Origin of the sequence: Anabaenopsis tanganyikae CS-531 (assembly GCF_029891675.1) — a bacterium.
GTDB lineage: Bacteria > Cyanobacteriota > Cyanobacteriia > Cyanobacteriales > Nostocaceae > Anabaenopsis > Anabaenopsis arnoldii.
Genome location: NZ_JANQDF010000005.1, coordinates 1 through 25366, shown reverse-complemented (window position 1 = coordinate 25366; position 25366 = coordinate 1). Strand labels below are relative to the sequence as shown.

Sequence of the window (25366 nt, the reverse complement as noted above, 5' to 3'; positions counted from 1 at the left end):
GTTATGATAGAGTGACATTTATCATTTTTTACTCATAGCTTCACCTAGCCGCATTAGTCCTGGGGAACAATCAAACCTGTCTAGGTGAATTTCAATTAAAGAAACACATTCAGTATTCACCTTGGCTTGAGCTAAAGCTATCTCTAATTCCCCTTCTGTAGACACTTCACAACTCCAACTTTCGCCAAATATTTGTGGTATTTGATGATACTTCCATGGTTGGATATCATTATAAAGGCCATCTTTAATGACGCGCTCAATGGTATAACCATCATTATTAATGAGGAAAATAATCGGGTTCAGCCGATGGCGGATAATGGTGGATAGTTCTTGAGCAGTCATTTGAAAAGCTCCATCTCCCACAAAAATTATCGGGCGGCGATCGCGATCGGCCATAGCGGCACCCAAACAAGCAGGGATAGAATAACCAATCGATAAATAAAAGGCTTGGCCAATAAAATCTGTCTCTTCAGGCATTAATAAATCCATTGTAGAGATAATTGCATCTCCAGTATCAGAAATGACAATACAAGCATCTTCTAGAAAATGGTTGATGCGTTCATAAAACCGCCCATTAGTCAGTTTGTTTTCAGGTTGGGGTGTAAAACTGGTGGCGATGACATCCGCAGCAGGGGTAAAGTCTAAAGTTTGAGCATCTTTTTTGTGTAGCTTGTTAATTAAACCATCAATGAAATCTCCCAGATAAACAGGTTGGTAAAAATGATGCTTAATCTTGACCTTCTCTGAGTTAGCATTAATTAACTTGTGGGCATTCAGGTCAGCTGTATATATGCCCAAATTCATATCAGACATAATTGCACCCAGACACAATACACAGTCAGCGGTTTCGATGCGTTGACGCACATTATCTCGACTCAAAGCACCTACATAATTGCCAATAAATTGGGGGTGCATCTCAGAAATGCAAGATTTACCCAGCATGGTTGTAGCTACCGGGTAACCAGTAGTTGCTAAAAGTTGCAACAGTTGCTTTTCCAGATTAAATCTATGAAACTCCACACCGGCTAAAATTACGGGGAGGTGTGCTTTGTTCAATAATTCTACTGCTTCTTCTACGGCTTCTTCTAAAGCTTCTGGTAATGTTTCTGGGGTTGTTAACTTCAATGAAGAATAGAGCTTACCCTGGGGAACATGGCAAGGTTGATGTACTAAATCCAGGGGAATTTCAATATAAACAGGTCGTTTGTAGTGGAGACAAGCCGCCAGAGCTTGGTCAATTTGATTTGCGGCTTGACTGGCTATAGTCAGACTGACAGCAGCAACTGTGATTTTTTCCATAATGGACAGTTGCAGGTTATAGTCTCCCGTGGTGTGGTGTAGAAGCAAGTTAGTTTTCTTCACCGAACTATTAGGCGCACCACTAATGACTACCAGAGGAACCCTTTCCGCATAAGCGCCAACTACCGCATTAACTAAGCTAAAGCCACCCACACCGTAGGTAATACAAACAGCACCTAAACCTTTAACCCGTGCGTAGGCATCTGCTGCATAACCGGCATTGAGTTCATTACAGTTACAAATTAAATTTATAGGAGTTTGGGTTAAAACATCCATCAAGTCTAAAACATAATCTCCTGGCACGCCAAATATATGTTGAACACCGAGGCTGTGTAATCGATGAAATAAATATTCACTAACTGTGGTCATGGTAGTAGGAAATTAGTTAATCATTAATATTATTTATGCCCATTTATACTTAGAGAAACAGCCTGTATATTATACAGGATATTTGATTTGATTGAGTTACACCAGTGGGGGCAGGATGCATATATCACAATATTTTTACAATTAATATCTATATCTCATATAAGTAGAATATATTGTATATATAATCACAAAATTATCATATTGACAATCCAGAGTTTTTTGCTGGATATTTCAGCCCAGAAAGGAGCCGGAGGTTAAAACCCCTATCTCATGGCGCTAAGGTTTTACACTTGTGGGAGTTGAGGGTAGGTGAAGAAAAGTTTTTTACCTCACCCCTGTTTACCTGTGATTAGAGTCTTGGGAGTGAGGTTGTGTATTTTATGCAGCATTCCTAAGCGGCTTCAATTAAGGCGCTCCAGTCAGCAGGTAGGCGGGATGTTAATTCCTGGATTTTGTCTTTGACAGCTTCTTTGGTGACTCGCAGAGTTTCCTGAATTAGCTCACTAGCTTGAATATCATCTAACTTGAATTGTTCGCAAATCACAGCAATATACTCATCAGCGGAAATAGGCAGCTTTCTGACTTGGTGGGAGTGCAGTCTTTGATAGTTAAGAGGCTCAGGAAGGTTGTCGGTGAGTTGGTGTGCTTGTTCTTCGTCTAGTTTGCTGGCTAAAATTCCCAGAACTGCTTTGACGGCTGCATCAGCTGTTTCTCTATCTGGGATGAAGGAGAGTTTACCCGCAGCATCGAGAAATTGTTCATATTCCATTGTGTCCCTCGTTGAATTTGTATAATAATTCTTTGGTAAATCAATTAAACTCGGACTTCTTCAGGCCAGAGTTCTCGTAATGCTGGGGGCATCATATTAATCACATCGTCAATTTCGCCTCTGGTGATCCGTTCAGCTAGTAGCTGGAATACGGCACGGACTACACTTTCTGCGTCTATGTCTGGTTCGGTTCTGCGGAAGTCATCACGGATATGCTGTAAAAATGCTTCTTTATTCCTTTCTTTGGTGGGGGTGGCTCCGGGTCGCCAGTTTTCGTAATAAAACCCCCCTAGGAGGATGGGTAACTGCGCTCCTAAATGTGCTGCTTCTGGTACGGTTAGGCGATCGCGCAGAGCGTGCAATGTGGAACGCAAGGCTTGAAAGACCTGGTGTTTACTTTCCCAGCCTAGTTTATTACACAGGTCATTGACCCAAGGAATTGTAGTTTGAACTGTCGTATCAAAGATATCCAGTCCTGTGATTGTCATATTGATGGCTCCTGTCAAGTGCCTTGATTTGGCAAGGGTGGGGATTTAGGGCACAACTCCCGACTCTATTGGATTTCAAGGCTTTTTATGTCCTTTAGTCCATCCTAATTAGTCAGCAATTCTTTCTCCTCTGACTAATGGGGTGTCATTCCTGATTTACGGCTCTATCTCAGGGATTTTTTCCCTGTTAAAACATACTGTGATTTAAATTACACCATTATACCCGACTATTTTTATCGGGTATGTTTGACGGGTATTTTGAGTCGTGTTAGCATCAACTCACAGTTGACTGACAAAACAGGGAAGGCTTCATTTATGACTCAGGCAATCACCAAAGATACCCAATCAACAACCTCGACTTTAAAAGCTTTAAAGTGTAAAGAATGTGGTGCGGAATACGAACTTAAAGCCAGTCATGTTTGTGAGTTATGCTTTGGTCCACTGGAAGTTAAGTATGACTACAGTGAGTTGCGGCTGAGTGTGACCCGTGAAAAAATCGCCGCTGGACCTAACTCTATTTGGCGCTACCGTCCCTTTTTGCCTGTCGCAACTGACAATGTTATAGATGTGGGAACAGGTATGACTCCCCTGGTACGTTCCCACCGGTTGGCTCGTCGCCTGGGTCTGAATAAACTTTATATTAAAAATGATGCTGTAAATATGCCCACCCTGAGCTTTAAGGATCGGGTGGTGTCGGTGGCTCTCAGCCGGGCGCGGGAATTGGGTTTTAGTACTGTGTCCTGTGCTAGCACTGGTAACTTGGCAAATTCTACAGCCGCGATCGCCGCTTATGCTGGTTTAGATTGTTGTGTATTCATCCCTGCAGATTTAGAAGCTGGTAAAGTCCTAGGTAGCTTAATCTACAGTCCCACACTGATGGCAGTTAAGGGGAACTACGATCAGGTAAATCGTCTCTGCTCGGAAGTTGCCAATACACACGGTTGGGGTTTTGTCAATATCAATTTACGTCCTTACTATTCTGAAGGTTCCAAGACTCTCGGCTTTGAAGTAGCAGAACAATTAGGCTGGGAACTACCAGATCACATTGTTGCGCCCCTAGCTTCTGGTTCTTTGTTTACAAAAATTTATAAAGGTTTCCAAGAGTTCGTAGAGGTCGGTTTAGTAGAAGGTAAGAATGTCCGCTTTAGTGGCGCTCAAGCCGAAGGTTGCTCACCCATCGCCGAAGCCTTCAAAGAAGGTCGCGACTTTATTAAACCGGTAAAACCAAATACAATTGCTAAATCCATCGCCATTGGTAACCCAGCAGATGGGATTTATGCTGTAGAAATTGCCCAAAAGACTGGCGGTAATATAGAATCAGTTAATGATGCAGAAATTATTGAAGGCATCAAGCTATTAGCAGAAACTGAAGGTATTTTCACAGAAACAGCAGGCGGAACAACCGTGGCTGTGCTGAAAAAATTAGTCGAAGCTGGCAAGATTGACCCAGATGAAACTACCGTGGTTTACATTACCGGTAATGGATTAAAAACCCAAGAAGCAGTTCAAGGTTACGTCGGTGAACCTTTGACAATTGATGCCAAACTTGATAGTTTTGAACGTGCCTTAGAGCGCTCTCGTACACTTGACCGCTTGGAATGGCAACAAGTTCTAGTTTAGTTAGAAGTTGTGAGTTAAGGGTTTTTTCTCACATTCAATTCCTAGCTGCACTCTTAACTGTATTATTCACTCGCAAATTTTTAGCTCTATGGCTGTTACAGTTTTAGTTCCCACCGCCCTACAAAAATTTACTAATAACCAAGCTACCCTGACTTGCACTGGTAGTAATGTGTCCGAGCTGTTCGATTCTCTAGAAGAAAACTGTCCAGGGATAAAATCCCGGTTGTGCGATGAGAAAGGACAGGCGCGACGGTTCCTCAATTTCTATGTTAATAGTGAAGATATCCGGTTTTTAGATGGGATAAATACACCCCTGAAAGATGGGGATGAGGTAAGTATTGTCCCAGCGGTAGCTGGTGGTTGATTAGCTAGTGATTAGTCATTGGGGGTGCATAAGCAGGTTGAGTTGACAGCGATCGCCTGGCTGTCCTATGTCAAAATGAAGTTAACCGACCACGAAAAACCGAGCGATCGCTCCCCAAGCTAAACAAAGGATTGACCAGAGCAATGGCAGAAGAAAAGAATCAAAATCAAGGGGGAGAAGTAGCCCCCAAAGCCGCAAAACCCGCTGCGGCAGCGAAAAAGGAAAAACCCCCAGCTGTGGAAGATAAGCCCTTTGTGGAGTTTATGGAGCAGCACTACTTACCAACTTTGCAAAAAGCGATCGCCGAGCAAGGTGTACAGGACTTACAGCTGTCCTTTGCCAAACAGAAACTTCCCATCGCGGGGTTTCAGTCAGCCGAAGAGTGTTGGCAAGTTATCGGTAGTTGGCAAAATGGCCAGCGTCAGTTTAATGTATACTTCCCAGAAGAAAGCATCACTGGCAAAAAGGGATTTTCCTGTAACGAAGGTAAAAAACCCAGCACACTGGAGTCATTCCTAATTGATGAGCGCAAAATTACATTAGACCTTTTGGTATTTGGTTTAGTGCAGCGTTTAAACGGTCAAAAGTGGCTAGGTAGAAATTAGTTGAGCTCGTCAAAGTAGTAGGTGACAACTCCAGTAGTGGGGTTGTTACCTATTCTGACATAGCCTGATGTTAACATTTCCTTCAGGGTAGCTTCTACTTCTGCAAAGCCTGCACCTGTAGCACTTACACCTTGAGTAACGGTCAAAGTACCACCCTTAGCTTCTGCGGCGTGAAGCAGTGCAATCATTAATTGCTCACCAGTGGGGTGATGGACTTGGGCGGCGATCGCCTGTTGATTCATAGGTACACCCAGGGGAGATAAACCCGCTTTAGCTCTGAGATTCTGTTCATAGTCATTAACCATATTGGGGATGAGGAACAAATCTACAAATTGCCCTACACCAAATACACCCCCAGTAAACAGCCACAACAGACCGGTTCCGATTTTACCGTTGTATAAACGATGCAATCCTCCTAAGCCAAAAACCAAGGCTGCACTCAAGATATAAGAGACAAGAAGACGGTCATTATGCTGATTTTTTTCAGGATTCATCTTATTTTCCACCCTAGAGATGAGATTTGATGTTGATTTACTTCCAGGTTAGCCGGGGTAATTTCAGGGTCTGATTCAATCCAATCATTGATATAGCAGGGGATACATTAAATATTAATACTTAATTATAATGTAATAAAAATAACTAGCATTAATTGAATTACAGAGATTTGTCTAATGATCATATCTGTGTGCTATCCTCACAACACTCTAACAAACTCATTCACCAGGATAGGGAATATTAATTGATTTGACCACCAATTGCTGATGATTAGTTCCCCCCAGCAGCAAATATTGTTGCAACTCTTAACTTTTTATATACTAAATTTTAGGCTGCATATTGGTAGACTGAACTTTATACAAATAAACTATTCTGGTCTCCTGCGCCTTGCGAGAGCATGACCCCGATACCAATTGACTCAGACTGGGTAACAGATATAATCGTCTGGACACCCAGATGTATTCTCACTTTCACCAAAAAATTGGTATAGGCTTTGTAATCAAGATCCTAAAGACAAAAGAGCAATTAAAACATGGTAGATTCCCTCAAAAAACCAGGCTTTGAAGAAATCCGTCCAGGGGTAAAAGTCCCGGCTAAAGAAACCCTATTAACACCCCGTTTTTACACCACCGATTTTGATGAGATGGCTAAGATGGACATCTCAGTTAATGAAGACGAGTTACAAGCCATCCTAGAAGAGTTCCGTGCTGACTACAACCGCCATCACTTCGTTAGAGATGGGGAGTTTGAGCAGTCCTGGGAGCATATTGACGGGGAAACTCGCCGATTATTCGTGGAATTCCTAGAACGTTCTTGTACAGCAGAATTTTCGGGATTTTTACTGTACAAAGAACTGGGTCGCCGTTTAAAGGGAAAAAGCCCCGTATTAGCTGAGTGCTTCAACCTCATGTCGCGAGATGAAGCTCGTCATGCAGGGTTTTTGAACAAAGCTATGTCAGACTTCAATCTGTCCCTAGATTTGGGCTTTTTGACTAAGAGCCGCGCTTATACCTTTTTTAAGCCAAAATTCATATTCTACGCTACTTATCTTTCAGAAAAAATTGGTTATTGGCGTTATATCACTATTTATCGTCATTTAGAAGCAAATCCTGAAGATAGAATCTACCCAATCTTCCGGTTCTTTGAAAACTGGTGTCAAGATGAAAACCGTCATGGGGATTTCTTTGACGCTATTATGAGATCCCAGCCGCAAATGTTGAACGACTGGAAAGCCAAACTGTGGAGCCGCTTTTTCTTGTTGTCAGTATTTGCTACTATGTATCTGAATGACATTCAGCGTAAAGACTTTTATGCCTCTATTGGTCTGGATGCCAGAGAATACGACATCTATGTGATTAAAAAGACTAATGAAAATGCGGGTCGAGTCTTCCCCCTGATGCTGGATGTAGATAACCCAGAATTTTATCAGCGTTTAGATGTGTGTATCCAGAATAATGAAAAATTAACTGCGATCGCTAACTCTAAAACGCCCAAATTCTTACAATTCTTCCAAAAAATGCCCATTTATATCTCTCATGGGTGGCAGTTTTTGCGTTTGTACTTAATAAAACCCATTGATACTGTTTCTACCCATGGTGCAGTTCGTTAGGTGAGATAATTAATTTTTGTTTGGGAAATTTTTGTGATTTTGTGGTTTTGTGATCTACAGAACCACTTTTTTATGATTCGATGAGATGAAATTTAGAAAAAAACGTCATCACGTAGTGATACCAGCGAGGTATACCGTGATTGCTCAAGGTTTTAATAAGAAGCTTCTTAGGGTAACATTCTACAAAGCAAACAATTACTTGGCAAGGTTCTATCCCCAACCGCTGATAATTATGGATGTTTTAAATTATCTTTCATTGTTTTTAACTCGTCTTCAATTTCCCAACGGCGAAACTTTTCTTCTAAATCGTCGAATCCTGTGGTATAATTACTAGTATAATTCCACCAGCCGTCGTTTTTTAAATGCTGCTGGCTTTGATCGCGCGCTGTTCGGGCTTCTGTGGCTTTGGCTTGTACCTCCTGACGGCGGGCTTGAATTTTCCGCAGTAGTTCTTGAGATTGGGTGATGCGTTCTTTTAACCCCTGCATTTGTCCCCAGCGCTGGTTACCTTCCCGTAATAGGGCGGCTTCCCTTGCTTGTGCTGCTGCGGCTAAATCCGGTCTACCTGCATTTTGGGCTTTTTGTACCCGGATGTGCCAACGCTGAATTTCTTGGGCGGTGGATAGGATTTGATCTTGCGATCGCTTTTCTTGTAATTTTAAATCTGCAATCAGTTTTAAAGTATCCTCTTCTTGCTGTCGCAACTGTTCTAACAGCGCTTCTAATTCCAGATGGGGATTATTACGCAAGAATTCTTCTAAACGGTCTTCTAGAAACCGACTCAAATCATCAAATAAGCCCACGGGTAAAACTCCAGAAGTTGTGAATGTATCTATTTTATTCTAGATTTGTGTGGATGATAAAGCCGGTAATCATACGGACTACATTGGTAAACTCTTGGGGGTTAGCTTGTAAGTAAGCAGCATAACTTACAGGGTCATGCACTTCCACCATTTTCTTAGGTCTATCCAGTTTAATTACCTTGTTTTCTGGGGTGAGTTCACCGACTACAGAGAGTAAGGTTCTAGCCCTTTTCTCATCAGGTCCTTTGAGGACTTGTAACACTAGTCTACCATCAACAATCTTGCTAGTAGATACGCCCTTGTTTTTGTAGTCCTTCAGGTGTTGACCATCAATACATAAAAAAGTATGCCCTCCAATGGTAACGTTATTGTCATGAACAACAAAAGCCCAAGATTCTAAAGGTGTAAGGTCTGGGTTGATGGTTTCCTGGTGACTATGATTAGTTGGGGTTGAATTCATATATTTTTTAATGGGTTTGGCTAAATTATACCCCACAGATCCCCGACTTCTAGCTAAGTTATTCTAGACTATCTCTAATGATCTAAGAAATCGGGGATCTTGCACCCCTCCCACAGATCCCCGACTTCTTCCATAACCTAGGGACTTATTGAATATTTGGGAGAGAAGTCGGGGATCTTGCACCCCTCCCAGATACCGTCAGAGCGATCTGCTTGCAGCAGCGCTTCGCTATCGCCTTTAACTAGTCTCAAGATAATCACATACATGATTTTCTAGTCAGATTTATCTGACTTTAGCTTTCAGACGGGGGTTTCTAACCCCCGGTTCCTCTGGGTGGCGATCTGCTTGCAGCAGCGCTTCGCTATCGCCCCACAGATCCCCGACTTCTAGCTAAATTATCCTAGATTACCTGTGATAATGTGAGAAGTCGGGGATCTTAACCATTAATATAAATTCCACTAATTGCAAGTGTGTCTCTAGAATGGGGAAATTTTTAGCCGCAAAGGCTTGTAGGTCTGGATCTTCACCTAGTTGGATCTGACGGGTATGCATAACTAAATTTTCCATGTGTCCATTAATGCCAGCTTCATTGATGTATGCTTGGTCGAAGTTGACACCAGACAGTTTTGATAGTTGCGTTTTTAAGGCTTGATATTTGGGACTAATATTAGTGGGTGGATTCATTCCCTTTTGTTGAGCTAATTGCATTAATTCCTGATTCAAACGTGTATGGTCTTGAATCATTTGTTGAGCATATTGTTTGATATTTTCGTTTTTTGATGTTTCCAAAGCTAGGTTTGCTAGTTCCAGTTCTCCGATTCCTGCTTGAAATGCTTCTTGCACATACATCATGTCCATTTGACTGATCTGTGCAGTTTGAGCCTCTAGTATAGTATATTGACTAAATGTTGTGTGGGCGATCGCTTCTTGATGAATCTGATCATATCCGGTGATCGCGATCGCACTAGTAAACCCCATAGTTGCGATGAGATGAGTAATTTTCTTTCCTGAGTTGTCGGGTAATAAATTCATCATATGACCTTGATAAATATAGTTAATTGCTAAGGAAAGTTCAGAGGAATTAACTAAGAAGTGCACAGCAATTTATTCCCTGTTACCCGTTCCCTATTCCCTAAAACCAAAAAGCTGTTTACCTCACGAGGGAGCATGGGAAATGCTATATATACCCCAATTTTTAATACCTTGATTTTGTAAAATGGTTTCAGCACTATGAATCTGTTTATCTGTGCCATTGAGGATGAGTAAATAATCACTCTGCTGCAGGCGATCGCTATAAACTCTGGCTTGGTTTTCGGGTATACCTAAATCAGTCAAGGCCTGAACTAAATTTTGATTTGCGACTGCTCCCACGGCTACACCCGCCATACTAGCAATTAAGGCTACACCGACGGAACCAGCGGCTAATAACACTCCTAAACTGGGAATAGCCAAACTACTCAAACCAACTAACAGACTACCCCAGGTAGTAGCGGTCAGTGTTTCCCCCACTGGCTTGGTAACATTAACATTTTGCTCACCAATGCGATCGCTGACCTGCGCCTCACCCAAGGGCTTTTCTGATTCTACATCTTTAGCAATGATAGAAATTTGCTCTATGGGGAAGTCGGATGTTTTCAGTTGATTGATTGCTGCTTCTACTTGTTGATGTTTGGTAAATACTCCCACTGCATATTTATGATTTTGATTAACCATATTTTCCTCATTTCTCAGTCTGATAATTAAAGTTATCAAGATTGATTTAATTGCTTTAAGTCAGGTAGATAAATCATTGGACTGCAAAAAGCCACAGAATATATTATAAAACTCAAAAAAAATATATTCTGTGGGTGTAAATCATTTTCTGTTAGTGAGAAACTTCCTAAGTTTGTGGTTCTTGTTGTTGTTGTTGTGGTTCTTGTTGTTGTTGTTGTTGTCTTTCTGTTTCTTGTTGTTCTCGTCTTTCTCGTTCTTGTCGTTGTTCTGGTGTTTCAGTGGTAGTATCATCTGTTGGTGGTTGTACTTGGGAGTGTAAGGTACCAGTTGTAGATGTGTTTAAATTGGTGAATGCAAATGCGGGAACACTCACCAAAGCACTGATACCAGCTACTCCCACAAGGTTAACAAGCATTTTGAAGAAACTTACATTCTTGTTTGCTTTCATTTGGATCTCCTGCGTTTACAGCAGCAAAATTGTTAAATAGCCCGGTAATTCCATGAAATCAATACAAAATCTGGCAGTATTCTCAATTTTTAATTGGCTATGATACCCTCAGTAATACCGCACTGGAATCTTGTATTTACATTCGATAGTAATTCTATACAACTAGTAAAACGTCTCTCTACAGCATCAGATCATATTAAAGACTCAAGTTATGATTCACACTAATTTTTTGTGAAGCTGTCAATTTAGTTTACCCTCTCTAACCCTACCCTGGTAAAGCTTTGGCGGCTTTGGGTTGCAGTTACTCTGCATTCAGATTAAATTCATACTGACAACCGATGACAAATCAGGCCAAAAACTGGTGCAATAAATAGTAATTGGTGTTGTCTATATTGGAGTAATGAAAGATCGCGTTTTGATTTTGGGTGGAAGAGGGCGGATTGGTAGCCATGTTGCTCTAGATATAGCTACCCACACCCGTGCAGAAATTACCATTACTGGGCGTTCACCGGAAACACACAGTAATTCTCAGTTGTCTTTGGGTGAAAATGTTCAGTTTTTGGTGTTAGACTTGGCAGAAGTTGAGAAATTGAGAGAGGCGATCGCTAATTCTAATTTAGTTATCCATTGTGCGGGACCGTTTCACTACCGAGATGCTAATGTTCTCAAAATTTGTATTCAAGAAGGGGTAAACTATATAGATGTCAGTGACCATCGTTCTTATACTACCAAGGCGCTAAATTATCATCAACAAGCTGTTGCAGCGGGTGTGACGGCAATTGTTAATACGGGAATTTTCCCTGGTATCTCTAATAGCATGGTGCGTCAGTGTGCGGAGCAATTTGACCAACCAGAAGAAATACATTTAAGTTACTTAGTATGTGGTTCTGGAGGCGCGGGAATCACAGTCATGCGCACCACATTTTTAGGGTTGCAATATCCTTTTGAGGCCTGGATAGATAGAAAATGGCAAATAATCGAGCCTTACAGTCAAAGAGAAGTAGTTGATTTTCCCGCTCCCTATAGACTCCATGGGGTTTACTGGTTTGATATGCCAGAAACCTTTACAATACCCCAAGCCTTCCCATCAGTTAAAACCGTAGTTACCAAATTTGGCTCGATTCCCGACTTTTACAACCACCTCACCTGGACAGCAGCCCATATATTACCCAAGTGGTTAATGCAGCGTCGTTACATGATTGAATTTTTAGCCCGTGTGAGTCATTTAATGACAGATTTCACTAATAATTTTAGTGGAATTGGGGTAGCAGTGCGTTCAGAAGTCACAGGTCAAAAAAATGGTGAAATCGGTGTTTACCGTTCTACCGTAGTACATGAAAATACCGCCGTAGCTTCTGGCTGTGGTGCTGGTAGCATTGCAGAATTATTATTAGCAGGGAAGCTGAAAAAACCTGGGGTTTCACCTGTAGAAGCAGCACTACCAACAGATTTATTTATGCAGGCTATGGAAAAACGAGGAATTCAGATTAATTCCCATTGGTGTTAAAACAAGTTTCTTAGTGTTTATTGTATAATTATTGATATGGTGTTATGGCCTTTCCGAGGCTAATGAAGTATACACCAAGTTCGGTGTGTTTCGGTGTGTTCGGTGTGTTCAATGCGTAAAAAAGAAAAATTTCCTCACCTAGTGGGTTCTAAGTGGACAGCACAGAAAAAAATAGATGGTTGGCGACACTTCCAGGTCGTTAACCGGAAAAATCAGAGTAAGTGGGTATATGCCGAAATGGTTGCAGCTTGTGACCCCAATGTCCGCTTTTGGTTAAACGCAAAATTGTTACAAGATAACTCTCAGTGGAAAGCTGGCTGGCAATCTTTACAGGAAATTGAAGCACGAGAAACCTAAATATCAGCTAAAACCTAAAATTAATAATTTATTACAAACCAATCACTAAGGGATGAAAAGCATAGTTGAGATATTCTTCCCAGTGTTGTGTATTTGTGAATATACCCCTTGGGGATTGCATAGCTAATCTGTCTATTGAGGTTTCAAACTCAGCCCCTTTCCCAGGGGATCAGTGTGGCTGATGTTAGTTTTCCGCCATAAAAACTATATACAAAAGTACATAGAGTTATTTTTGTCTTTTGTAACTATTTTATAAAAAATGGATAAAAAACAGCAATTTATGAGCTTTTAAAGCTAATATTAAGATTTACAGCCTAAAAAATTCATAAATAATCTGTTTTAATGCTGAAAACATCTTATAGATACTTTTTTCATATTTGCACCCCCTTTCTTTTCTGTGGAATATCGTCAATAATCAAAATCACATAGCTCAGACATCCCCCGGCTAGGTAAAGGTAAAAGCTTCCGCCAGGAGTTTGATAAAAAATTATTAGAGGTAAATAACAATGAAACTAGCAGTTTACGGAAAAGGTGGTATTGGTAAATCTACAACTAGCTGTAATATATCCGTCGCCTTAGCCAAACGGGGTAAAAAGGTTCTGCAAATCGGTTGTGACCCCAAACACGACAGCACCTTTACACTCACAGGGTTTTTAATTCCCACAATTATTGATACTCTCCAAGAAAAGGATTACCACTATGAAGATGTTTGGCCAGAAGATGTAATTTATAAAGGCTATGGTGGTGTAGATTGTGTAGAAGCTGGTGGACCGCCTGCTGGTGCTGGATGTGGCGGTTACGTAGTGGGAGAGACAGTAAAATTACTTAAAGAACTCAACGCCTTTGATGAGTACGATGTAATTCTGTTTGATGTCCTGGGTGACGTTGTATGTGGTGGTTTTGCTGCGCCACTCAACTATGCAGATTATTGTATGATTGTGACTGACAATGGCTTTGATGCCCTGTTCGCCGCCAATCGCATTGCAGCCTCAGTGAGGGAAAAAGCCCGCACTCATCCCCTGCGTTTAGCGGGTTTAATTGGTAATCGCACCTCTAAGCGGGACTTAATCGAGAAATATATAGAAGCAGTGCCTATGCCGGTGTTAGAAGTGTTACCTTTAATTGAAGATATTCGTGTTTCTCGTGTTAAGGGTAAAACTTTATTTGAAATGGCGGAAAATGACCCTTCTCTGAGCTACGTTTGCGATTACTACCTGAATATCGCTGACCAGATTCTGGCACGTCCAGAGGGTGTTGTGCCTAAAGATGCTCAAGATCGGGAATTGTTCTCTTTGTTGTCTGATTTTTATCTAAATCCAGCTAAACCACAGGTGACGAATTTGGAAGAAGAACTAGACTTGATGATTGTATAGCATCATCAAGTTCCAGGATGGGGAAAAATATGGCTTTCTTTAATAGCTTTACAGATGAAATCAGACAAAAGTGGTTAGAATTCTTTGAGACAAACCGTGAGTGGATTGTTCTGCATATGATAGCCGAGTCGGTTTCTACTCCAGATGGCGGAAAGCGACCAAGTTCATACCTCATCTTGGGTGTTGTCAATGCTCTAGAACCCCAATTAGCACAGCTAATGATGCCTTTTTCCAAACTGAATCCTGACGCTGATACTCTGATTGAGGTGCTGGAGTTGGATTTTGACCCCGATATTGTTCTGGGTTATCGCCCCAATCCCACAGAACAGATGCGGAATGTGAATCAGAACCGGAAAGATGATGTTCATGTCAATGACTTGAGGGGCGCATCTCAGAAAGGACAAAATAACTTGAAAACTGTGTCTAAATCATCACCCACTATGGTAGCTGATGATTTTGGTGGGATTTCCTTTGCAACAACACCTGGATCTCAAGAAATCCTGGATGATTCCCAGACAAAAGACATACTATCAGATGTCTGGGAGGAAGAAAGCGGATTAGAAAAAAGTGGGGAAGAACTCTCAGAGGATGTTTTTGATGAATCAGAGTTTGCGCGTCTGTTCCCTAAACCTTAATTGTTACCGTTTTTGTTGAATATCAAGTACCGACAATTGACTGATTATAACACAAAATGGGTTACTCAGGGGGAAGTATCATCCCCCCATGCCCGCCCTATATTCATCTGCTATTAAATACTAAGGGGAGAAAAATACAAATGACTATCGCTCAACAACCAGACACTTTAAAATTTGAGTGCGAAACTGGCAATTACCACACCTTCTGTCCCATTAGTTGTGTGGCTTGGTTATACCAGAAAATTGAAGATAGCTTCTTTCTGGTGATTGGTACTAAGACTTGTGGGTATTTCTTGCAAAATGCCATGGGGGTGATGATTTTTGCTGAACCTCGCTATGCCATGGCAGAATTAGAAGAGGGGGATATTTCCGCACAGCTGAATGATTATGAGGAGTTAAAGCGGTTGTGTTTGCAAATTAAGCGCGATCGCAATCCTAGTGTAATTGTCTGGATTGGTACTTGCACTACAGAAATTATTAAAACAGATTTAGAAGGTTTAGCACCCAAGTTAGAATCAGAAATTGGTATTCCTATTGTTGTCGCCCGTGCTAATGGTTTAGATTATGCCTTTACCCAAGGGGAAGATACCGTATTAGCATCTATGGCTAATCGTTGTCCCACTCAAGCACCACCAGCAGCAACTGATAAAAATGAAGGTAATGCGATTCAAAAGCTGCTCAACTTTGGCAAAAAGAAAGAAGAAGTCGCTCAAGAAGAATCCGAGTATGTAGATCATCCTCCCCTGGTGCTGTTCGGTTCTCTACCTGATCCTGTGGTCACCCAGTTAACCTTGGAACTCAAGAAACAAGGGATAAAAGTTTCTGGTTGGCTACCTGCAAAGCGGTTTACTGAATTACCGGTGATTGAAGAAGGGTATTATGTGGCTGGTGTCAACCCCTTCCTCAGTCGCACCGCCACTACCTTAATGCGTCGCCGCAAGTGTAAACTTATTGGTGCACCTTTCCCCATTGGCCCTGATGGTACTCGCGCTTGGGTTGAGAAAATCTGCTCTGTGTTTGGTATTACTCCCAAGGGTTTAGATGAGCGGGAAGCGCAAATTTGGGAAAGTTTGGCAGATTATGTTAACATCATCCGCGGTAAGTCTGTCTTCTTTATGGGTGATAACTTACTAGAAATCTCCCAAGCTCGGTTTTTAGTACGTTGTGGAATGACCGTACATGAAATCGGTATCCCCTATATGGATAAGCGTTATCAAGCTGCTGAGTTGGCGCTATTAGAAAAAACTTGTCACGAAATGGGTGTACCTCTGCCCAAGATTATCGAGAAACCAGATAATTACAATCAGGTGCAGCGTATTTATGAATTAAAACCAGATTTGGTAATTACTGGTATGGCTCACGCTAATCCTTTAGAAGCCCGTGGTATTAATACTAAGTGGTCAGTAGAGTTCACCTTTGCGCAAATTCACGGTTTTACTAACGCCCGTGACCTTCTGGAGTTGGTGACCCGTCCCCTGCGCCGCAATAATAATCTTAAAGATTTGGGTTGGGATAAGTTAGTTAAGGAAGAGGCAAAAATTTAAGTGTTTGGCTGAGTTATAGCAGATCATGTTGGGGCGAACTTTGTTCGCCTTTTTTCCTTTGGGTATGCTCTCATTGCTGATTATAGCGGGCAAGATGCCCGCACTATGTCAATGATTTCTTAATTAAGTTTAATTTCTGCGGCGGATATTCTGAGCTATTCCAGGCCAATTTCTATTGGCTCTTTGAATATGTCCCGGGATATCTCTTTCCCAGCGTCTGTGAATCCTCTGGTCAGCATTTAAGTATAACTTCCCTTCGACAATTCTCCATGCATTGGGGTCAATGGGTGCAGTATATCCCCTGCTGACAGCCCAAGCACAAAAACCACCATATTGAGGGGCGTATTTTTCGGGATTTTTAGCAAATAAATCTCGATTTCCCGCAGTCGAAAATCGCCAATTGACATTTGCCCATTTATGGGTAAAGTTAGAACTACCTGCAATTGGTTTTCCTTGTTGAAAATAGGCAACGGGGTCATACCCTTTCAAGGCGATCGCATTTTCCGCATCAAATACCCAGGCGACATTCTGAGCATTAGCTGGAGATTCAAGGTTAGGAATAACCGTTTCAACATTTGCACTGGGGCTAAAACACCCCCCCAATCCCACTATTAACAGTGAAGATGTGATGAATATATTAAAATTTTGGTGATTCATAGTTTTAAAGCTCTATAGTGGGAATATACAGCACATTACCTCTGAGTAGGTACAAGGGCGGGCAAGATGCCCACACCACAACAGTTTTATCAGTCAATCTTTAAGAAATTCTCGGCCAATTCCCTATCCATTCTCCCCCACGAAACCGCCACCGGGGAAACAACAATCGCATCACCACCCAAGAGGATAAATAAACCCCTAACCAAACTAAACCATAATGTTGAATAAATGTGATTAGATCAAATTCAGTCTTGGGAATATGAGGTAAACCGATATTGGCAATAATTACAGCCAAAACCAACCCTTCTACAACTCCTGCATAAAATTGGAATACTCCAGGCCAGTCATGATCCCACATATATTTTTGCAGAAAATCATACAAGACATCCCAACCTATGCCCAATAAGCCCACATAAAATACCACCCAAAAGTAAACATTAGACTCATGGCCGAAATATCCCCAATGGAAAGGGAGGGAAATTAAAATTCCCACCGTTGCTAACAGAAAGATTCGCGTTTGCCAGCGACCGAATAAAGTTGGAGTCATGATATTTTAAGGATAGATTAAGGTTTGTTATTTAAAGCCCATTTCAACCATTGCCAGAGAGAATAAATACCCTCTATATAGCGCACCCCCGGAGCTTTAGCCGCTGCTAAGGCTTCCACAGAACGATGGGCGCAATATTGTAAGCCTAAAAATGTGTCCACAGGTGCATAGGGACCACCCAGGGTGATAATCCCCGCTGCATATATACGAGAACTCTGATTTCTCAACTTTTTGATTTCAAAGTTATTTTCTACATGGAACCGCTTTTGGGGGTTCAACTCTAGTTGATAATGAGTAATTAAATCCTGCAAAAAAGGACTTTGTAAGGGGTCTGAAACTAACCCTGTACAATCAATGACAAAATCAGCACTAACCTCTTTTAAACCTTCGCTACTGACTAAATGGGTCATAACCCCACCGCGAGGATTACGTTCTAGTTGTGTGACTAAACCATAGGTAATTGTATACCATCCTTGTTTTTTTCCTTCTTTAATAATCTGTCGCCATTGCTTACGGCTAGCTGTTGTGGTTCCACCCCAGTCTTGTAATAACTCCCGTCTTCGCAAAGGGTCAGCTGCTTCTAACATTCTGCGCAGATCACCGCCCCAAGTCCCTTTGGGCCAGTTGTAAGGTTGAAATTCCCAATCATTTTCTACATACCGTTGCGCGCGATCAAATTCATTGCCTTTGCGGGGTTCTCGGTTTAAATGAATCACTTTAATATTAGCGTTGACTTGACGGGCTTTATACAACCGATCTAATACTTGTGAGGCTACAATTCCCGAACCGCGCAGGACAATAGTACCGCCTTGTTTCTCTAATTTCTCATAAATATGATCATGGGGTTCATAGCCTTGAACTACGGTTCTAGCATCTCCTATTTCTTCCGGGTAGTCTTGACGATATTTTTCTAAATCTGGTAGTAGTTTAATCCCTGGGTAACCTGTGCAGAGATGGACATATTGAGCGATGACAAATCGGGGATGTCTCTTATTTTGCGGGTCAGCACAATAAGCAATACAATAACGACCATCTTCGGTTTGACGCAGACTGAGAATACTACCGGGTTCTAGCATTTTATTCCAACCTATGCGTTGGGCTTCTCGGTCCATGGACTCAAACACATCTCTAGCGCGGGGGGTATAGGTATCTGCGTGAATGGGTTCTGCAAATACCTGCCATAAAAATCCTAACGCTGCGCCAACCTGTCCGGAAAATAAGGCTCTCCAAGCATCTCGCAGAGCATATCCTGGCCATCCCCAAATATTATCGGGACAAGAATCTGACCCTGAACGAATGCGTTTATACCGGGGAATTTGACAATTGCGCAGTAAGGTTTCATAGCGGTGATAAGGTTTGTTTTGAATGCTCAAAACCTGAATATTTTCGGTTTTAACTCCCGCAATTCTTAACATATCCACCCAAGCAAAACTGCCCATTCCTCCCCCACAGGCCACATATTCTGTTTCCCTGACGGGAAAACCACTTCTATCAATGGCTTCTAAAGAAACCCGTTTTCCGTGCCAAAAATCCAGATTATGGGGAAACTCTGATGAGGGAGTTGATGTCGTCGGAGTGAGTTGCTGTTCTAAAATCCCCGTATTGGGGTTAAAAATAATCGATGATTGGGAACTTTCAACAATTGATGTTGATGTTGTGGTCACCTCAGATTGGGGATTAAGAAAAATTGTAGATGTGCTTTCAGCTACGACTGTAGGCTCAGTAGAACCATCGGGAATCAGAAGAACGGTAATCGTATAGTTACCGATTGTTACTCTATCGCCATTGTTTAAAGGGCGACGTTCTCCCCTTAGTTTTTCGTCGTTGAGTTTAGTACCATTAGCACTCTTATCTTGCAGGTAAACTTGATTGTTGTCTGAGGTAATCTCAGCATGGAACCGGGAAAGTTGCTTACTTGAGTCTAATAAAACTACAGGAGACATACCCTGGGGTAGTTGGCTGATATCTCGCCCTATAGCTACTGGAAGATCAAAAATCTGCTCTTCCTGCTCCTCTGTCAACTGATTTTGGGAAATAAGTTTGATTTGCATTGATTTGATACTCTTATCTACAGGATGCCGTACTACCAGATACTTAGTTATGACATGGGCTGAAATTTTCTGATCTCTGAATAATTAACTATGGGCAACTGTCAAAGACAGATAGATTATATACTATAAATATAATAGAGTTTAGTATAGTATTCTTCCCTGTGTTGCCAATCTTGTGTCACTGCAACAATGGAAAAATATCCGTAAATCCTGAAAATACCAGCTTATACCCGGAATCCGAGCCTCACCTTTAAGCATACTTGCAGAGATTCTTTGTATAAAAAATAACTGTATATTTTTGTAAAGTTGACACAATAATTACCAGGCGATCGCCTGGGGAACATCTTTTTAAATTCTGCTCTCCAGGTTTCATAGTAATATGTGACTTATGTATGGTGATATACATTTTTCTTGTACTGCCTGGTAATGTATGACAAATCACCTAGATTTTATGAGAGAATTGAAGGGCGATCGCTCCTTGGCTGTATAGTGGCTACATATTTGATATGCTCACACATAAATACTGACAAATAAACTCTCACCCATAAATGATTACAGATGAAAATACATTGTACCAGACCGGGCTGCCTCAACCCTGAAAACGATGTGACAGACATCACCACCCCAGAACTGGTTTGTGAAGCCTGCGGGATGCCATTAATTTTACCAAACAACTGTCTACCTGTAGAACCTTTAGGAACCGGAGGATTTGGCTCCACCTTTAAAGCTATTTATGTACCCTTACACAATCAAGGTATGACAACCTATCGTGTCATCAAGCGGTTAAACATTAAAACTGAGAATGAGAAGCCTAGACTAGTTGAAGGAATCAAACAAGCCTTTCAACGGGAAGCTCAAATACTCAATCAATTAGGTCTACATCCTCAGATTCCCGTATTATATGATTATTTCTTCTTCAAGGCTCCCGCCTTTGAATCCCAGGGTAAGTCATATCCTCAACAAGAGTTACAGTATTTAGCCCAACAATATATTGCAGGCCAGGATTTGAGTCGAGAACTTCAGACACAGGGGCGCTTTTCTGAAGAGCAGATTAAAGATGTGTTAGATCAAATCCTACCGGTTTTACAATTCATTCATGAAAATAATGCTATTCATCGGGATATTAAACCCAGCAACATAATTCGCGAGGGAGAAAAACTGTTTTTAATCGACTTTGGCGCTGTTAAGCAAGTAGTGGAAGGACAAACCGATCTACAAACTTCCCTTGTTTTTGGTTCACCAGCATATGCACCCCGAGAACAAATAAAAGGGAAACCAGTTGATCCATCCAGTGATTTATATGCACTGGCCGCCTCTTGTATTCAATTACTGACAAAAGACTCTTTGGAGTATATCCGTAACAATGATGACCGCTGGAATTGGAGAACAAAATATCCAGGGATTGTCAGTGATCATCATCTAGCTGATATTTTAGATAGGATGCTCGAACCTAATCCTAAAAGGCGATATCGGTCAGCAGAGGCTGTGATTAAAGCTTTGGAAAATGAACCCACACCACCCCCACCACCCCCAAAACCTTTAATTCTACTCATAACTGTAATTTCTTTGATAGGACTGGCAGGATGGGGTATATGGCGATATTTACAGATAAAGCAACAGAATGTAGAACCGGGACAGGTAAAGCAACTGATCAGCGTCGGAGACACAGACCTTAAGGGTAGCCCCCAACTCGATACCATATATCAAGATCTGAAAAACAAAGGCATTGAAGCCTTTAAAAATGAAAAATATGACGTGGCGCTAAACAAATTTGCCCAAATTCGTCGCTGGGCTAAACAGGAGCGTGAGGACTCTGCCCGTGATCCCCAAAGTCTCGCTTATAAACAAGCGATTGCCGCATTACAAGACCCATCGGTACTAATCTACAAAAACAATGCCGAAGTCAGACGGCGACACAAGTCCGGGGAACCCATCTACACCATTGCTGCTGCTGTTCCCCTCACCAATAGTAACTGGCAACAATTCAATATTGGTCAACAAATGCTCTTTGGTATTGCTCAAGCTCAAGACAAGGCTGTGAATGACCCCAAACAGCCGATTAATTTAGAGGTGGTGATTGCCAATGATCGCAATTATCCTGAAGGAGCTAAAGTCGTCGCCAAGGCTATCTCTCAACCTAATGGGAATGGGCGCAAGATTCTGGCTGTGGTTGGTCATTATCTGAGCCATAGCACCTGCGAAGCTCTCAAATCTGCTTATAATCAGGCTGAGTTGGTAGTCATTTCCCCCCTAAGTACCCAGGCATATCTGCGCGGAGCCTGCGGATCATCTTTCTTCTTTAGAACAACTGCATCCACCAAGGTCGAAGCCAAAACCCTGGTCAATCACTTGCAGCAGTTAGGGCTGGGGAATCCTGGTTCAACTGTGGCAATTTTTTACCGGCCAAAAGACCCGTTCAGTCTGGATTTATTCAAGCGATTTAAGCAAACTTTGAAGGCAAAAACAATACTTGTGCAAGAATTTGATTTAGATGCTGATGATTTCGACGCCGGACAAGCTTTAAAAAAAGTTGCCAATGCCACGGCTTTAATTGTGATTCCTGATGGTAGAAATAAAGATAGGAAAGCTTTTGATCGCTCTCTAGAAGTGATTAAATCTAATGCAGGTAAAAAAATAGTTTTAGGTTCCAATCCCCTCTACGACCAGTCAATTATCAGCCCCTCTGGCGGTTTGCCAAATCTCAATAATAAACTGTTTCTGGCTGTTGACTGGCACCCACAATGTGCAGCAAAAAGCTTTATTGCTGAGACTAAGAATTACTGGTTGGGGAGTGTCAATCGCAATGCTGTTTTATCCTATGAAGCCACTCAAGTTTTAGTATCAGTCTTCCGTCGTCAGCCAACGGTTACTACTTCACTGGAAATTCGGGGATTTCTAGAGGACTTAGACGCTGGTAACGCCCCGGTTAGTGACGTATTTGCTAAGGATAAAACTATTAGCTTCCAACATGATGGCGATCGCAAAGAAATCAACGAACGCATTCTGATTACTGTTGGTGATAATATTAACAATCCCTTTGTTGTGTTTGGTGATTGCCGATAGGTACAGTTAATTTCACTCTCCCTCGGTTAATAGTCAAAGCAATGTATGACAAATCACCTAGATTTTATGAGAGAATTAAAAGGCGATCGCTCCTTGGCTGTATAGTGGCTACATATTTGATATGCTCACACATAAATACTGACAAATAAACTCTCACCCATAAATGATGACAAATGAAAATACATTGTACCAGACCGGGCTGCCTCAAACCCGAAAACCATGTGACAGACACCACCACCCCAGAACTGGTTTGTGAAGCCTGCGGGATGCCATTAATTTTACTAAACAACTATCTACCTGTAGAACCTTTAGGAACCGGAGGATTTGGCTCCACCTTTAAAGCTATTTATTTACCCTTACACAATCAAGGTGTGACAACCTATCGTGTCATCAAGCGGTTAAACATTCAAACTCATGACCCTAAACTAGTTGAAGGAATCCAACTAGCCTTTCAACGGGAAGCCAAAATTCTCCTCACCTTGGGTGAAAATGCTAACATTCCCGTATTATATGATTATTTCTCCTTCACGGCTCCCGCCTTTGAATCCCAGGGTCAGTTATATCCTCAACAAGAGTTACAGTATTTAGCCCAACAATATATTGCAGGCCAGGATTTGAATCAAGAACTTCAGAAACAGGGGCGCTTTTCTGAAGAGAAGATTAAAGAGTTGTTATTAAAAATCCTACCGGTTTTACAATTCATTCATCAAAACCATGCTATTCATCGGGATATTAAACCCAGCAACATAATTTGCGAGGGAGAAAAACTGTTTTTAATCGACTTTGGCGCTGTTAAGCAAGTAGTGGAAGGAAAAACCGATCTACAAACTTCCCTTGTTTTTGGTTCACGAGTATATGCGCCCCCAGAACAAATAGCAGGGAAAGAAGTTGATCCATCCAGTGATTTATATGCACTGGCGGCCTCTTGTATTCAATTACTGACAAGAGACTCTTTGGAGTATATCCGTAACAATGATAACCGCTGGAATTGGAGAACAAAATATCCAGGGATTGTCAGTAACCATCTAGCTGATATTTTAGATAGGATGCTACAACCTAATCCTAAAAGGCGATATCAGTCAGCAGAGGATGTGATTAAAGCTTTGAGTGAAACCCTACGGCCAAACTTTTTCACTCTACTTATTAACTACATAAAAGGTAGTAAAAGACCAATACCTTTAATTCTACTCATAACTGTAATTTCTTTGCTGAGTATTGGTGTTGTCAAAGTCTTTTCTCCCTCTCTTTCCATTCGTACCATATCTTTTGAAGATCCAACCTCTAAAATCAAGATTCAATATCCCCAAAATTGGCAACCCCAACCAGCAAATACAACAGATACCATTGTGCGGATTTCCCCTATAAATGTCTCCCAAACTGGCTTACCCCCAGAGTTCATTCTTAGTGTAGAACATTTAGCCCCCGATGAAACCTTAGAGGATTATAGGGAATTTGCCATTAAAAACCGCATTCACCAAAATATTCAACCGGAAACTATAAAAGTTGCTGATAGAGATGCGTATCGAGTCCTATATATGCGACAAAATGACAAGAATAACTTTGGATTTAAAGTTATGGAAATTTGGATCATGGGTGATCAAAAAGTCTATGTACTGACTTATAGCGCCGAAGAAAAAGATTATGATAAGTTTCTAAAACCTGTAGAAGAAACTATGATTAATTCTGTGCAATTACCACAAGAGAATCAAGAACTTTGGCGTGTTATCGGGAAATGAGAATCAATAATCAGCTTAGTAATTGGCGTTGACAACAGAAAACCCAATAAAGATATTAATTAATAGCACAGCCAAAGGGCGATCGCCTTACAGATCACCGACTTCTGAAACTAAATTATCCCAGAAGAAGTCGGGGATCTTACGCCGCTGGGGTTTTTAATCCCTCCCTGGTTGGCGACTATATCTGTTGTTAAACGCAAAGGGGCGCAAAGGTTGGCGCAAAGGTACGCAAAGGTTTATTTTCGATGGCTTTGAGAGGGGGGTTTGTCAGGCCTCCCTGGGTGGCGATCGCATCTTGTCCAGATAATTAAATAGATGATCTTCTAGTCAGATTTATCTGACTTTAGCTATTAGACGGGGGTTTATAACCCCCGGTTACCCGTGTAGCATCAAACGCAATTTTTCAGCCCCGGGCGATCGCTTTAGGTATTATGCTTTAGGTATTATAATGGTGCTATACCCTCTCGAATAAACCATGACTTACACACCTGATGATGTTTGGCGCTTATTAGGTGAGTTGATTGTAGCTCAAAAGGAAACAGAGCGCCGCTTTCAAGAAACTGAGCGCAGTTTTCAAGAAACTGAGCGGTTTCTTAAACAACAAGCTCAAGAAACAGAGCGCCGCTTTCAAGAAACAGAACACCGATTTCAAGAAACTGAGCGGTTATTAAAAGAACGATCTCAAGAAACTGAGCGGTTTCTTAAACAGCAAGCTCAAGCAACTGATAAGCAGATTAAACAGGTAAGTCAACAACTGGGTAAGTTAGGTAATCGTCTAGGGGAGTTTGTAGAATGGCAAGTACGCCCTGCTGCGGTAAGATTGTTTCGAGAACGGGGTATTGATGTCCATGAAC

23 protein-coding genes and 1 pseudogene are annotated in these 25366 nt (G+C 41.6%); 12 read left to right on the top strand and 12 right to left on the bottom strand.

Annotated elements, in window-relative coordinates:
- Nucleotides 1-21: 21 nt before the first annotated feature.
- The 3 genes from NWP22_RS00385 to NWP22_RS00375 all read right to left on the bottom strand — a co-directional run bounded on the left by NWP22_RS00385 (nucleotide 22) and on the right by NWP22_RS00375 (nucleotide 2925).
- Complete coding sequence (locus NWP22_RS00385) at nucleotides 22-1668, bottom strand: alpha-keto acid decarboxylase family protein (protein ID WP_271731161.1); 1647 nt, start codon at nucleotides 1666-1668, stop codon at nucleotides 22-24.
- Nucleotides 1669-2059: 391 nt separating this feature from the next.
- Nucleotides 2060-2437 (bottom strand): DUF2267 domain-containing protein, encoded by a 378-nt coding sequence (locus NWP22_RS00380; protein WP_271731163.1) that lies wholly within the window; start codon nucleotides 2435-2437, stop codon nucleotides 2060-2062.
- A 44-nt stretch (nucleotides 2438-2481) separates the two neighbouring features.
- A complete protein-coding gene (locus NWP22_RS00375) occupies nucleotides 2482-2925 on the bottom strand; it encodes a DUF2267 domain-containing protein (RefSeq protein WP_271731164.1) in 444 nt (147 codons plus the stop codon).
- A gap of 315 nt (nucleotides 2926-3240) precedes the next feature.
- Between NWP22_RS00375 and thrC the strand changes: the two genes are divergently transcribed.
- The 3 genes from thrC (at nucleotide 3241) to NWP22_RS00360 (ending at nucleotide 5514) form a co-directional block, all read left to right on the top strand.
- Entirely contained in the window at nucleotides 3241-4545 is a 1305-nt protein-coding gene (gene thrC / locus NWP22_RS00370) for a threonine synthase (RefSeq protein WP_271731165.1), read from the top strand.
- 88 nt (nucleotides 4546-4633) lie between these two features.
- Complete coding sequence (locus NWP22_RS00365) at nucleotides 4634-4909, top strand: MoaD/ThiS family protein (protein WP_271731166.1); 276 nt, start codon at nucleotides 4634-4636, stop codon at nucleotides 4907-4909.
- A gap of 56 nt (nucleotides 4910-4965) precedes the next feature.
- Entirely contained in the window at nucleotides 4966-5514 is a 549-nt protein-coding gene (locus tag NWP22_RS00360) for a DUF2996 domain-containing protein (protein ID WP_417006586.1), read from the top strand.
- Here the strand turns inward: NWP22_RS00360 and NWP22_RS00355 are convergent.
- Nucleotides 5511-6008 (bottom strand): TM2 domain-containing protein, encoded by a 498-nt coding sequence (locus NWP22_RS00355; protein ID WP_271731168.1) that lies wholly within the window; start codon nucleotides 6006-6008, stop codon nucleotides 5511-5513. The genes NWP22_RS00360 and NWP22_RS00355 overlap by 4 nt on opposite strands.
- A gap of 533 nt (nucleotides 6009-6541) precedes the next feature.
- Between NWP22_RS00355 and acsF the strand changes: the two genes are divergently transcribed.
- Nucleotides 6542-7618: a magnesium-protoporphyrin IX monomethyl ester (oxidative) cyclase gene (gene acsF / locus NWP22_RS00350; protein WP_280801388.1), complete on the top strand. Its 1077-nt coding sequence runs from the start codon at nucleotides 6542-6544 to the stop codon at nucleotides 7616-7618.
- Between the two features lie 230 nt (nucleotides 7619-7848).
- Here acsF and NWP22_RS00345 read toward each other — a convergent pair whose 3' ends face one another.
- The 5 genes from NWP22_RS00345 to NWP22_RS00325 form a co-directional block, all read right to left on the bottom strand.
- Nucleotides 7849-8421 carry a TIGR04376 family protein gene (locus NWP22_RS00345; RefSeq protein ID WP_271731170.1) on the bottom strand — a complete coding sequence of 191 codons (573 nt, stop codon included), beginning with the start codon at nucleotides 8419-8421 and terminating at the stop codon, nucleotides 7849-7851.
- A 34-nt stretch (nucleotides 8422-8455) separates the two neighbouring features.
- Nucleotides 8456-8881 carry a hypothetical protein gene (locus tag NWP22_RS00340; protein WP_271731171.1) on the bottom strand — a complete coding sequence of 142 codons (426 nt, stop codon included), beginning with the start codon at nucleotides 8879-8881 and terminating at the stop codon, nucleotides 8456-8458.
- A gap of 405 nt (nucleotides 8882-9286) precedes the next feature.
- Nucleotides 9287-9979, bottom strand: coding sequence for a DUF4142 domain-containing protein (locus tag NWP22_RS00335; protein WP_280801387.1), 693 nt, complete (start codon nucleotides 9977-9979; stop codon nucleotides 9287-9289).
- A 57-nt stretch (nucleotides 9980-10036) separates the two neighbouring features.
- Nucleotides 10037-10594 (bottom strand): general stress protein, encoded by a 558-nt coding sequence (locus tag NWP22_RS00330; protein ID WP_280801386.1) that lies wholly within the window; start codon nucleotides 10592-10594, stop codon nucleotides 10037-10039.
- A gap of 166 nt (nucleotides 10595-10760) precedes the next feature.
- Complete coding sequence (locus NWP22_RS00325; RefSeq protein ID WP_271733252.1) at nucleotides 10761-11042, bottom strand: hypothetical protein; 282 nt, start codon at nucleotides 11040-11042, stop codon at nucleotides 10761-10763.
- A 400-nt stretch (nucleotides 11043-11442) separates the two neighbouring features.
- On the opposite strand from NWP22_RS00325, the gene NWP22_RS00320 reads away from it, so the two are divergent.
- The 5 genes from NWP22_RS00320 (at nucleotide 11443) to NWP22_RS00300 (ending at nucleotide 16458) form a co-directional block, all read left to right on the top strand.
- Nucleotides 11443-12549: a saccharopine dehydrogenase family protein gene (locus NWP22_RS00320; RefSeq protein WP_280801385.1), complete on the top strand. Its 1107-nt coding sequence runs from the start codon at nucleotides 11443-11445 to the stop codon at nucleotides 12547-12549.
- Nucleotides 12550-12660: 111 nt separating this feature from the next.
- Nucleotides 12661-12906, top strand: coding sequence for a TIGR02450 family Trp-rich protein (locus tag NWP22_RS00315; RefSeq protein ID WP_271733255.1), 246 nt, complete (start codon nucleotides 12661-12663; stop codon nucleotides 12904-12906).
- Nucleotides 12907-13412: 506 nt separating this feature from the next.
- On the top strand, nucleotides 13413-14279 hold the full coding sequence (bchL, locus tag NWP22_RS00310; RefSeq protein WP_271733256.1) for a ferredoxin:protochlorophyllide reductase (ATP-dependent) iron-sulfur ATP-binding protein: 867 nt from the start codon (nucleotides 13413-13415) through the stop codon (nucleotides 14277-14279).
- 29 nt (nucleotides 14280-14308) lie between these two features.
- The gene (locus NWP22_RS00305; protein WP_271733257.1) at nucleotides 14309-14914 is read left to right on the top strand and encodes a DUF5331 domain-containing protein; all 606 of its coding nucleotides are present in this window, start codon (nucleotides 14309-14311) and stop codon (nucleotides 14912-14914) included.
- 140 nt (nucleotides 14915-15054) lie between these two features.
- Complete coding sequence (locus NWP22_RS00300) at nucleotides 15055-16458, top strand: ferredoxin:protochlorophyllide reductase (ATP-dependent) subunit N (protein WP_280792605.1); 1404 nt, start codon at nucleotides 15055-15057, stop codon at nucleotides 16456-16458.
- A gap of 129 nt (nucleotides 16459-16587) precedes the next feature.
- Here the strand turns inward: NWP22_RS00300 and NWP22_RS00295 are convergent, their stop codons facing one another.
- The 3 genes from NWP22_RS00295 to NWP22_RS00285 form a co-directional block, all read right to left on the bottom strand.
- Nucleotides 16588-17115 (bottom strand): YHS domain-containing (seleno)protein, encoded by a 528-nt coding sequence (locus NWP22_RS00295; protein ID WP_271733260.1) that lies wholly within the window; start codon nucleotides 17113-17115, stop codon nucleotides 16588-16590.
- A gap of 100 nt (nucleotides 17116-17215) precedes the next feature.
- A complete protein-coding gene (locus tag NWP22_RS00290; RefSeq protein ID WP_280792604.1) occupies nucleotides 17216-17662 on the bottom strand; it encodes a hypothetical protein in 447 nt (148 codons plus the stop codon).
- A gap of 17 nt (nucleotides 17663-17679) precedes the next feature.
- On the bottom strand, nucleotides 17680-19713 hold the full coding sequence (locus NWP22_RS00285; RefSeq protein WP_280801384.1) for an FHA domain-containing protein: 2034 nt from the start codon (nucleotides 19711-19713) through the stop codon (nucleotides 17680-17682).
- A gap of 558 nt (nucleotides 19714-20271) precedes the next feature.
- Between NWP22_RS00285 and NWP22_RS00280 the strand changes: the two genes are divergently transcribed.
- The 3 genes and pseudogenes from NWP22_RS00280 to NWP22_RS00270 form a co-directional block, all read left to right on the top strand.
- The gene (locus NWP22_RS00280) at nucleotides 20272-22776 is read left to right on the top strand and encodes a bifunctional serine/threonine-protein kinase/ABC transporter substrate-binding protein (RefSeq protein WP_334310759.1); all 2505 of its coding nucleotides are present in this window, start codon (nucleotides 20272-20274) and stop codon (nucleotides 22774-22776) included.
- Between the two features lie 173 nt (nucleotides 22777-22949).
- Nucleotides 22950-24512, top strand: a complete 1563-nt coding sequence (locus NWP22_RS00275; RefSeq protein WP_280801383.1) for a protein kinase domain-containing protein — start codon at nucleotides 22950-22952, stop codon at nucleotides 24510-24512.
- A gap of 475 nt (nucleotides 24513-24987) precedes the next feature.
- Nucleotides 24988-25366: pseudogene (locus tag NWP22_RS00270) on the top strand (hypothetical protein); the annotation flags it as partial.

Excerpts from the sequence above, each read along its gene's own strand:
- NWP22_RS00385 (WP_271731161.1), bottom strand. The coding sequence starts at position 1,668 with ATGACCACAGTTAGTGAATATTTATTTCATCGATTACACAGCCTCGGT.
- NWP22_RS00380 (WP_271731163.1), bottom strand. The coding sequence starts at position 2,437 with ATGGAATATGAACAATTTCTCGATGCTGCGGGTAAACTCTCCTTCATC.
- NWP22_RS00375 (WP_271731164.1), bottom strand. The coding sequence starts at position 2,925 with ATGACAATCACAGGACTGGATATCTTTGATACGACAGTTCAAACTACA.
- thrC (WP_271731165.1), top strand. The coding sequence starts at position 3,241 with ATGACTCAGGCAATCACCAAAGATACCCAATCAACAACCTCGACTTTA.
- NWP22_RS00365 (WP_271731166.1), top strand. The coding sequence starts at position 4,634 with ATGGCTGTTACAGTTTTAGTTCCCACCGCCCTACAAAAATTTACTAAT.
- NWP22_RS00355 (WP_271731168.1), bottom strand. The coding sequence starts at position 6,008 with ATGAATCCTGAAAAAAATCAGCATAATGACCGTCTTCTTGTCTCTTAT.
- acsF (WP_280801388.1), top strand. The coding sequence starts at position 6,542 with ATGGTAGATTCCCTCAAAAAACCAGGCTTTGAAGAAATCCGTCCAGGG.
- NWP22_RS00340 (WP_271731171.1), bottom strand. The coding sequence starts at position 8,881 with ATGAATTCAACCCCAACTAATCATAGTCACCAGGAAACCATCAACCCA.
- NWP22_RS00330 (WP_280801386.1), bottom strand. The coding sequence starts at position 10,594 with ATGGTTAATCAAAATCATAAATATGCAGTGGGAGTATTTACCAAACAT.
- NWP22_RS00325 (WP_271733252.1), bottom strand. The coding sequence starts at position 11,042 with ATGAAAGCAAACAAGAATGTAAGTTTCTTCAAAATGCTTGTTAACCTT.
- NWP22_RS00320 (WP_280801385.1), top strand. The coding sequence starts at position 11,443 with ATGAAAGATCGCGTTTTGATTTTGGGTGGAAGAGGGCGGATTGGTAGC.
- NWP22_RS00315 (WP_271733255.1), top strand. The coding sequence starts at position 12,661 with ATGCGTAAAAAAGAAAAATTTCCTCACCTAGTGGGTTCTAAGTGGACA.
- bchL (WP_271733256.1), top strand. The coding sequence starts at position 13,413 with ATGAAACTAGCAGTTTACGGAAAAGGTGGTATTGGTAAATCTACAACT.
- NWP22_RS00305 (WP_271733257.1), top strand. The coding sequence starts at position 14,309 with ATGGCTTTCTTTAATAGCTTTACAGATGAAATCAGACAAAAGTGGTTA.
- NWP22_RS00300 (WP_280792605.1), top strand. The coding sequence starts at position 15,055 with ATGACTATCGCTCAACAACCAGACACTTTAAAATTTGAGTGCGAAACT.
- NWP22_RS00295 (WP_271733260.1), bottom strand. The coding sequence starts at position 17,115 with ATGAATCACCAAAATTTTAATATATTCATCACATCTTCACTGTTAATA.
- NWP22_RS00290 (WP_280792604.1), bottom strand. The coding sequence starts at position 17,662 with ATGACTCCAACTTTATTCGGTCGCTGGCAAACGCGAATCTTTCTGTTA.
- NWP22_RS00285 (WP_280801384.1), bottom strand. The coding sequence starts at position 19,713 with ATGCAAATCAAACTTATTTCCCAAAATCAGTTGACAGAGGAGCAGGAA.
- NWP22_RS00280 (WP_334310759.1), top strand. The coding sequence starts at position 20,272 with ATGAAAATACATTGTACCAGACCGGGCTGCCTCAACCCTGAAAACGAT.
- NWP22_RS00275 (WP_280801383.1), top strand. The coding sequence starts at position 22,950 with ATGAAAATACATTGTACCAGACCGGGCTGCCTCAAACCCGAAAACCAT.